Raw genomic sequence first — 9043 nt, 5'->3', positions numbered from 1 at the left:
GCTCCTTCGCTCAACTGCCTCTCCAAAGAATCCTTTCTCAGCCTAAACTCAACCCCAAAATCGCCATATGCGATTCCCCTGCCCTCAAGGGGGGAGATTGGCGACTTCTCCAGCCGCTCAGGCCGGGGCGTTGACGCGCTGTGGGCGCGTTGCCCAGTCGGCAATCGTCGCGCCAGCAACGCTCTCGCCGGCAACCATCCCGTTCGTCTGCGGCGCAAGCAGGTCGTTGCGGCGGGCGAAGGCAACGAAGGTGGCGCGCGCCGTCTCGCCGTCGATCTCTCCTTCCATTGCCGCCCGGCAGGCCTTGGCGGCGATGTCATGCGCGGCCGTCCGGCTCGTTGCCGGCCACTCAGCCAAAAGCGCATAAGCCTCAGCCGCGCTTTCTATCTTCGTCGGCGTACCGAGGCCGGTGAGGATGGTAATCGGCTTGTCGAACGAAGCACGATCCATGATACTCTCCTTTCCTGGCTCGATCGGCTCCTTTCGGAACTCAACCGCGCGGGCGCTTCGATCCGCCTGCAGGACGGCGTCGATCGGCGAATGCAATACGGCTTGCATGCCCGGCCGCGGCAGCAGCCGATGCACCTTGACCAGCGCCTCGAGCCAAGCCGCCACGCCCAGCGGCGGATGTTCGCGCCCGTAGAGCCACGCCTTTGCCTTGGCGAGCGGGTATTCCGCCTCTTCGGCGAAATCGGTTTCCGACCAACGCAGCAGGCGCAGGCATTCGCGCATCCGCGCCGCGATCATTTGCGCTCCTCCGTGCCGGCCCCCACGCGTTGAGCCGACAGAAACATCAGCGTGTAGGCCGCCTTGCGGCGGTCCCAGCCGGCCGACTCGGCCATATCCAGCAAGCCGTCGACCAAAGGCGCCAGCGCCGCCCTGCAGTCGGTTTCATAGTTGAAATCGTTTTTCGGGCGGGTCGGCGCCGCGATCTTTCCAAAACTGTCCATCATATCCATGGCAACACCTGCTCAGCATCAGTCCCGGACCGGCAAGACCGTGCCCGCTTTTGGCGGACACGGTCCATCTGCCGTTTCGAAGTCGCGCTTTGGAAGCCTGGCCTTAGAAGTCCATGCCGCCACCGCCGGGCATCGGAGGCATGGGCGTTTCCCTCTTCGGCTTCTCTGCCACCATCGCCTCGGTCGTCACCAGCAGGCCGGCGACAGAAGCGGCGCCCTGGAGAGCAGTACGCACGACCTTGGCCGGGTCGATGACGCCTTGACTGTAGAGGTCGCCGAACTCGTTGGTCTGCGCGTTCCAGCCATAGCCGAAATCGGCCGTCTCGCGCAGTTTGCCGACGATGATCGAGCCTTCCGCACCGGCGTTCTCGGCGATCTGGCGCACCGGCGCTTCGATGGCGCGACGCACGATCTCGACGCCGGTCTTCTGGTCGGGATTGTCGACGGCGACGTTGTCGAGCGCCTTCGCCGCCCTGAGCAGCGCTACGCCGCCGCCGGGCAGGATACCCTCCTCGACCGCCGCGCGTGTGGCGTGCATGGCATCGTCGACGCGATCCTTGCGCTCCTTGACCTCGACCTCGGTCAAGCCGCCGACGCGGATGACGGCGACACCGCCAGCGAGCTTGGCCAGCCGCTCCTGCAGCTTCTCGCGGTCGTAGTCGGAGGTGGTTTCCTCGATCTGGGCCTTGATCTGGCTGATGCGCGCCTGGATTTCATCCTTGCGGCCGGCACCGTCGACGATGGTGGTGTTCTCCTTCTCGATCAGCACCTTCTTGGCGCGGCCGAGCATCTCCAGCGTGACGTTCTCGAGCTTGATGCCGAGGTCTTCCGAGATCGCCGTGCCGCCGGTCAGGATGGCGATGTCTTCGAGCATGGCCTTGCGGCGGTCACCAAAGCCCGGCGCCTTGACGGCTGCAACCTTCAGGCCGCCGCGCAGCTTGTTGACGACAAGCGTCGCCAGCGCCTCGCCTTCGACGTCCTCGGCGATGATCAGTAGCGGCTTGCCGGATTGCACGGCGGCTTCGAGCACGGGAAGCATGGCCTGCAGGTTGGACAGCTTCTTCTCGTGGATCAGCACATAGGGTTCTTCGAGCTCGACGCGCATCTTATCCTGGTTGGTGATGAAATATGGCGAGAGATAGCCGCGGTCGAACTGCATGCCTTCGACCACTTCCAACTCGGTCTCGGCGGTCTTGGCTTCCTCGACAGTGATGACGCCCTCATTGCCGACCTTTTCCATCGCCTCTGCGAGGAAGCGGCCGATCTCGGCATCGCCATTGGCAGAGATGGCGCCGACCTGAGCGATTTCGTCGTTCCTGGTCACCTTGCGGGCATTGGCCTTCAGTTCGGCGATGATTGCTTCGACCGCCTTGTCGATGCCGCGCTTCAGGTCCATCGGGTTCATGCCGGCAGCAACCGCCTTGGCGCCTTCCTGGACGATCGACTGCGCCAGAATCGTCGCGGTCGTGGTGCCGTCGCCGGCGGTATCGCTGGTCTTCGAGGCGACCTCGCGCACCATCTGCGCGCCCATGTTCTCGAACTTGTCCTCAAGCTCGATCTCTTTCGCCACCGTCACGCCGTCCTTGGTGATGCGCGGCGCGCCGAACGATTTGTCCAAGACAACGTTGCGGCCCTTGGGACCGAGCGTCACCTTCACCGCATTGGCGAGGATGTCGACGCCGCGCAACATCTTCTCGCGGGCTTCGGTATGAAATTTCACATCTTTGGCAGCCATTGGAACACTCCTTCGATAGGCAGCTTTTCGTCGACTGGAATGCTTGTTCAGGCCCCGCTCAGGCAGCCTTCTTCATTTCGCCCGTGGCTTCGATCACGCCCAGCACGTCGCTCTCTTTCATGATGAGCAGATCCTCGCCATTGAGTTTGATCTCGGTGCCGGACCATTTGCCGAACAAAATGCGGTCGCCGACCTTGACGTCGAGCGGCCGCAACTGGCCGCTGTCGTCGCGCGCGCCGGGGCCGGCGGCGATGACCTCGCCCTCCTGCGGCTTCTCCTTGGCGGTGTCGGGGATGATGATGCCGCCCGCTGTCTTTTCGTCGACCTCGATGCGGCGGACCAGGATGCGGTCATGCAATGGACGAAACGCCATGTCGTTCTCCTCTCGCGACAAACAGATTTTCGAACATCCTCCTGACCGGACCGGCAATATCGGCCCGGCACGGGGTCGCGACCCCTTCATTCAGGCATCGCGCGCATACGAACTAGTCGCGCTTTTTTCAGCTTTCAAGAGGATCACGCAAAAATTTTAGCACTCGACACCTGAGAGTGCCAATACGCTGTAATTGTTCGCACATTCGCCGTTTCCGGCGCGATGACCCGGCCGGATTTCCAAATCTGCCCGTCTCCTGAGCCGCGTGCGGCGGCTGGAACCTATGTGGAAGGCGAGGCGTTTTGCAGACGGAGGTTCATTGGGAAAGGAAGGATTGCATGATCAGCAGGGACTTTCAGCTCCAGATGCAAGGGTTTGGCCTCACCACGGCGGAGATCCACTACCGCCTGCCCGATCATCGAAGCCTTCTGCAGCTCTACATCTGGCAGGAATACGATATTGCCCCCGATTTCCCGACGCTGAAGCATTTCCTCGATTTCTGGGAGCGCGAGATCGAAGGCCCGCTGCATTCGGTGCGCGTGGCTCATCATCACCTGATCCAGCCCTCCGAATGGCGGGCCGTAAACGGCATTATCACCGTCCACTGAGGAGCAAGCCGATCTGCCGCTAGACAGCGGACAAAGTCTCCGAAGCGGGGGAAAGGCAGCTGCCTCTCCCACTTGTTTTGGATCTCACAATATCGGAGGGGGTCCGGACTAGCCGGCGCGGTCGACAGGCTTGCGGGCCGATGCGAGCAATCCGCCCTTGCGCGCCGCCCGGACGAAGGCCTTGCGCGCATCACGCGCGGTACGCCAACCGTCGAGCGCGTCGCGGCAGGTCCGATAGGCGGCGCGCCAACTCCGGCCGCGTGCACGGTCCGGCCACTGCTGGCGCATGCATTCGATGGCTTCCCAACTGCTGGCGACCTTGCGCTCGCTGGATTGGAATTTCAACGTGATCGGCTCGGCAAAGCGGACGTCGTCCATCACCTCCTCCTTGTTTTCTGATCGTCTTCTTGTTTGAGCAAGCAACGTTATGCTGGCGGCACCGGCGGCCGGCCGGCGCCGCTGAAGGACATGGTTCGTCTCTCTGCGCGGTTCAAGAGCATCGCGGCGACAGCCGGTTATTCCTCCTCGTCCGGCCCTTGCAGCAGTTCGATCAGCGTCGCTACTCTTGCCGTCGGCAGCGGTCGGCCCTCGTTCACCAACGCCTCGTCGGCGGCGATCCACGCCAGGGCCTCGCGCAATTCCTGGACCGTCCCGTCCGTCGCCGCAATGTCGGCGATCACGGCTTCGTCGACCGGGCCCAGCACAGAAATGATCTCGTCGCGTGTCATGGTCAGCTCCATCTGCGAGTGCCGGGAACGGGCCCGGCAACACAAGAAATCTGGGTCTTGACCTGCTGCAGACAATAACCGGCCGGGGAAGTCAGCGTTGGCAATTGAAACCAACAGGCAATCTCCTGCCGGACATCTCCCCACTTGTGGCGAGATTGGCAGCCTCGCCGAACCGACCGAAAACCGGCCCGAAAAACCGGCAACGCGAGAGCCACCGGGTCTTGACTTGCGGCGGACAATAACCAAATCGAAGGCACCGGTCGCCGAAATGGGGCCGGCGGAACCAGGGAGCGCCAGCTCTTTGGCGTCCCTCGTATCTATGTTGCTCGATGGAGGATGTAGCTATGAGAACCGCATTCGACTTTTCCCCGCTCTATCGGTCGAGCATCGGCTTCGACCGCGTCTTCAACCTGCTGGAAAATGCGCCGCAGGCCTTCGACACCTGGCCGCCCTATGACATCGCGCGCAGCGGCGAGAACAACTACCGCGTCACTATCGCCGTAGCCGGGTTTTCCGAGGACGACCTCGAAATCACCCATGAACCCAACCTCCTGATTGTCTCCGGCCAGCACAAGGAGCCGGACAACGCAGAGTATCTGCATCATGGCCTCGCAACACGGCCCTTTACCCGCCGTTTCGAGCTTGCCGATCACGTCAAGGTCGCAGGCGCCTCGCTCGACAACGGCCTGCTCAGCATCGATCTGGTACGTGAGGTGCCCGAGGAGATGAAGCCTCGGCGCATCGCCATCGCGACCGATGTCGCCTCGCCGAAGACCGGGCCGAAGGTCGCGCAGGGCGAAGCAAACAAGCAGGCTGCCTGAATGCACCAGTCGAGAAAGGAGACTATGCAATGGCTATTCGTGATCTCATTCCCTGGGGCCGGGAGAACAATCAGACCCCCAGCCTGTTCCGTGACGCCGATCGCGATCCCTTCCTGACGCTGCATCGCGAAATGAACCGCCTGTTCGACGAGGCGTTCCGCGGCTTCGACACGAGGCTGCCGTCGCTCGGTGGCTTCTCCGCTGCCCGCGTCAGCTGGCCCAGTATCGACATCGCCGATGGCGAAAAGGAGATCCGCGTCACCGCCGAGATCCCCGGCATGGACGCGAAGGACGTCGAGCTGCTGCTCGATGACGGCGTGCTGACGCTGCGCGGCGAGAAGCGCGAAGAGACCGAGGACAAGGACAGGCAGTTCTCCGAACGCTTCTATGGCCGTTTCGAGCGGCGTATCCCGCTCGGCTACGAAGTCGACGAAGACAAGGTGAACGCCGCGTTCCGGAACGGTGTGCTCAGCGTGACGCTGCCCAAGACGGAGCGCGCCCAGGCAAAGGCCAAGCGTATCGCCATCACCGGCGGCGACGGCAAGTCCTGACGGCTCGTAGGACGACGCCCCTTCTGCCTGCCGGTTCCGGCGGGCAGAAGCGGGCAAATGTCGATGACCCGTTCTCCCGACGCTCCGGTTCCGCCTGACCAGGCGCAGCAGGCCCTGCAGTGCCTGACGACCGAGCATTTCGTGCTGCAAAACGCTCGCGCCGCGACCATTCAGGAAGCGAATCAGCGAGCCGATCTGTTCCTGACCTCGGTCTCGAGCGCAACGATTGCCTTGTCCTTCGTCGCGCAGGTCACGGAGATGGGCAGGCCGTTCGTGTTGTTCAGCCTGATCTTGCTGCCTTGCCTTTTCTTCATCGGCCTGGTCACCTTCGTTCGCGCTGTACAGGTTGCCATCGAGGACATGGTGCATGCCCGCGGCATGGCCCGGATCCGCCACTATTTCGTCGAGCTGGCGCCCGTTCTGCAAAAATACCTTGTCAATTCCACGCATGACGACCCCTCGGCGGTGCTGGTCGACAAGGGCCTCAGACCCTCGCCGCTGCAATATTTCATGACCACCGCGGGGATGGTGGGCACGATCAATGGCGCCATTGCCGGCGTCTTCACCGGCATCGTTGTTAAGTCCGCTTTCGGCGGGGGCATGTCGCCCGGCGTGATTTGCGGGCTGGCGGTCTTCGCGACATGCATTCTCATCCTGCGGCGTTACCATAGTCGCGCATGGGCGGCGGCCGAAGAAAGCTTGCCCGCACGGTTCCCGGGCGACACGGTCAAAGCGAGGACATAGCCGTCCGGCAAGTTTGCGGAAAGTGGTGGGCGCCGCCCTTGCGTCTTGCGCGCCAATTGACCATCCTCGCCAACATCACTTTGCACCGCGGCCGGGGGGTTCGCACATGCCGACGCTTTATGCGCTGAAACCGGCCTTCCAGGCCAGGCTGCGGCCGCTTGCCGACGGCCTGGCCAGGGCCGGCGTCACCGCCAACCAGATCACGCTGCTGGCCGCTGCCCTCTCGCTCGCCACCGGCCTTGTGGTGGCAGCCCTTGCCGGCCACCGCGTGGTCTTTCTGCTGATGCCGCTCGTGCTGTTTACGCGAATGGCGCTGAACGCCATCGACGGCATGCTCGCGAGGGAACATGGCCAGGCCTCGAAGCTCGGCATGTATCTCAACGAGCTCTGCGATGTTGTCTCCGATCTCGCTTTGATCCTGGCCTTTGCCGTCATTTTTCCTGCCTGGGGCGTCGTTGCATGTGCGATCGCGGCTATGATCACGGAGTTCGCCGGCGTGCTCGGCATCGCCGCGGGAACCGGGCGCAACTATGCCGGCCCGTTCGGCAAAAGCGACCGGGCGCTGGCGCTCGGCATCCTCGCCGTGCTTATCGCGTCCGGCCTGTGGGGCCCGGCGCTCACGCCGCTCGTGTTTCCGGCCATGGCTACACTCTCGCTGGCGACCGCCATCAACCGGATACGCAGCGGCCTTAACGGGAGCGGCAGCTGAATTCCGGTCTCGCCAGGGAGAACAACATGCTTCACCAACAGACGGTTGCCGCAGTGGCTTCAGCCAATATCGAGCGGGTGGCGCAGGAGCGCAGCTTCAAGAGCCATGACGGCACTGAGATCTTCTACCGCTATTGGCCGGCGCTGTCGGAAAACCGCAAGGGCGCCATCCTGCTGTTCCATCGCGGCCACGAGCATGGCGGCCGGATGGCGCATCTGGTCGACGAGCTCCAGATGCCCGACCACGCCTTCTATGCGTGGGACGCGCGCGGCAATGGCCGCTCCGCCGGCGAACGCGGCTATGCGCCGTCGTTTGCCGCGCTGGTGCGCGACATCGATTGTTTTGTGCGCGAGATCGGCAGCGACGGCTTTACCCGGCGCGACATCGCGCTGATTGCGCAATCCTTCGGCGCCGTGCTTGCCGCCGCCTGGGTGCACGATTACGCGCCCGACATTCGCGCCCTGGTGCTGGCCTCGCCGGCCTTCTCGGTCAAGCTCTACGTACCCTTCGCCAAGCAAGGCATTGCGTTGTGGCAGAAGCTGAAGGGCCGCTTCTTCGTCAATTCCTACGTCAAGGCGAAATTCCTGACGCATGACCCCGAGCGCATCGCCTCCTTCGACGCCGACCCGCTGATCACCCGGCCGATCGCCTCCAACATCCTGGTCGAGCTCTACGACCATGCCGCGCGCATCGTCGCCGACGCCCGCTCCATCACCGTGCCGACACAGCTTCTGATCTCCGGCAGCGACTGGGTGGTGCGGCATGGACCGCAGCACGAGTTTTTCGTCAATCTGGCGAGCCCGGCCAAGGAGCGGCATATTTTGCCCGGCTTCTTTCACGACACGCTGGGCGAGCGCGACCGCCACAAGGCACTCGACCTGATCAGGCCTTTCCTCGAAAGGCAGTTCACAGCGCCGGAAAAGCCGGTCGACCTGACCGAGGCCGACCGTGCCGGCTACACACGCGACGAGGCCGACCGGCTGGCCTCGCCGCTGCCGCTGCTGTCTCCCAGGGGGCTCTACTGGACAATCAGCCGCGCTTCGATCCGCATGGGCGCCTGGCTGTCGTCCGGCATGAAGACGGGGATTGCCACCGGCTTCGATTCCGGCTCGACGCTCGACTATGTCTACGAGAACGAGGCGCGCGGCATCAGCCCCATCGGCCGCATGATCGACCGCACCTTTCTCGATGCCATCGGCTGGCGCGGCATCCGCCAGCGCAAGCTGCATCTGGAAGAGCTGATCGGCAGCGCCGCCGCCTCGCTCAAGGCCGCCGGCCGGCCGGTCCATATCGTCGATATCGCCGCCGGCCATGGCCGCTATGTGCTCGATGCCGTGCAGAAATGCGCCGCGCCGCCGGCAAGCGTGCGGCTGCAGGATTTCTCCGAGCTGAACGTCTCGCTCGGCCGCAAGCTGATCGCCGAGCGCAAGCTGCCGGCGACCGTCTCGTTCCATCAAGGTGACGCCTTCGACGCCACGATGCTGGCCGGGCTCGACCCGGCGCCGGATCTCGCCATCGTCTCGGGGCTCTACGAATTGTTTTCCGACAATGCCATGATCGCCCGCTCGCTCGGTGGACTGGCCAGCGCCGTGCAGCCCGGAAGCCTGCTCGTCTACACCAACCAGCCTTGGCATCCGCAGCTCGAGATGATCGCGCGCAGCCTGACCTCGCACCGCGGCGGCCAGGCCTGGGTGATGCGCCGCCGCACGCAGGCCGAGATGGACCAGCTGGTGGCGGCCGCCGGTTTCGAGAAACTCGACCAGCGCATCGACCAGTGGGGCATCTTCACCGTTTCGGTCGCGCGGCGCGTCTGAG

General features: G+C 63.8%; 12 protein-coding genes. 6 read left to right on the top strand and 6 right to left on the bottom strand.

The features are described from left to right. Positions 1-117 precede the first annotated feature (117 nt). From NKI97_RS35565 to NKI97_RS29770, 4 genes are all read right to left on the bottom strand, one after another. Entirely contained in the window at positions 118-747 is a 630-nt protein-coding gene (locus tag NKI97_RS35565) for a DUF982 domain-containing protein (RefSeq protein WP_502907135.1), read from the bottom strand. Beyond that, complete coding sequence (locus NKI97_RS29780; protein ID WP_352472116.1) at positions 744-959, bottom strand: hypothetical protein; 216 nt, start codon at positions 957-959, stop codon at positions 744-746. The genes NKI97_RS35565 and NKI97_RS29780 overlap by 4 nt, the downstream gene beginning before the upstream one ends. Positions 960-1062: 103 nt before the next feature. Beyond that, a complete protein-coding gene (gene groL / locus NKI97_RS29775) occupies positions 1063-2694 on the bottom strand; it encodes a chaperonin GroEL (protein ID WP_352743773.1) in 1632 nt (543 codons plus the stop codon). 58 nt (positions 2695-2752) lie between these two features. Further along, a complete protein-coding gene (locus NKI97_RS29770; protein WP_352453513.1) occupies positions 2753-3067 on the bottom strand; it encodes a co-chaperone GroES in 315 nt (104 codons plus the stop codon). A 338-nt stretch (positions 3068-3405) separates the two neighbouring features. Here NKI97_RS29770 and NKI97_RS29765 point away from each other — a divergent pair, with 338 nt between their 5' ends. Next, complete coding sequence (locus tag NKI97_RS29765) at positions 3406-3675, top strand: usg protein (protein ID WP_023675672.1); 270 nt, start codon at positions 3406-3408, stop codon at positions 3673-3675. Positions 3676-3783: 108 nt separating this feature from the next. Here the strand turns inward: NKI97_RS29765 and NKI97_RS29760 are convergent, their stop codons facing one another. Both NKI97_RS29760 and NKI97_RS29755 read right to left on the bottom strand, forming a co-directional pair. Continuing rightward, the gene (locus NKI97_RS29760) at positions 3784-4053 is read right to left on the bottom strand and encodes a DUF982 domain-containing protein (RefSeq protein ID WP_352744213.1); all 270 of its coding nucleotides are present in this window, start codon (positions 4051-4053) and stop codon (positions 3784-3786) included. Between the two features lie 137 nt (positions 4054-4190). Beyond that, entirely contained in the window at positions 4191-4403 is a 213-nt protein-coding gene (locus NKI97_RS29755; protein ID WP_245274651.1) for a hypothetical protein, read from the bottom strand. A gap of 344 nt (positions 4404-4747) precedes the next feature. Between NKI97_RS29755 and NKI97_RS29750 the strand changes: the two genes are divergently transcribed. From NKI97_RS29750 to NKI97_RS29730, 5 genes are all read left to right on the top strand, one after another. Beyond that, entirely contained in the window at positions 4748-5224 is a 477-nt protein-coding gene (locus tag NKI97_RS29750) for an Hsp20 family protein (protein WP_352744210.1), read from the top strand. Between the two features lie 29 nt (positions 5225-5253). After that, entirely contained in the window at positions 5254-5775 is a 522-nt protein-coding gene (locus tag NKI97_RS29745) for an Hsp20/alpha crystallin family protein (RefSeq protein ID WP_352685157.1), read from the top strand. A 63-nt stretch (positions 5776-5838) separates the two neighbouring features. Then, a complete protein-coding gene (locus tag NKI97_RS29740) occupies positions 5839-6519 on the top strand; it encodes a hypothetical protein (RefSeq protein WP_352770598.1) in 681 nt (226 codons plus the stop codon). 106 nt (positions 6520-6625) lie between these two features. Then, a complete protein-coding gene (locus NKI97_RS29735; protein ID WP_352837974.1) occupies positions 6626-7228 on the top strand; it encodes a CDP-alcohol phosphatidyltransferase family protein in 603 nt (200 codons plus the stop codon). A 26-nt stretch (positions 7229-7254) separates the two neighbouring features. After that, the gene (locus tag NKI97_RS29730) at positions 7255-9042 is read left to right on the top strand and encodes a bifunctional alpha/beta hydrolase/class I SAM-dependent methyltransferase (protein WP_352837973.1); all 1788 of its coding nucleotides are present in this window, start codon (positions 7255-7257) and stop codon (positions 9040-9042) included. Position 9043 lies beyond the last annotated feature (1 nt).

The organism is Mesorhizobium sp. M0296 (genome assembly GCF_040321675.1).
Classification (GTDB): domain Bacteria; phylum Pseudomonadota; class Alphaproteobacteria; order Rhizobiales; family Rhizobiaceae; genus Mesorhizobium.
Note: the sequence above shows the minus strand (reverse complement) of the source record. Positions and strands in the feature narration are given on the sequence as shown.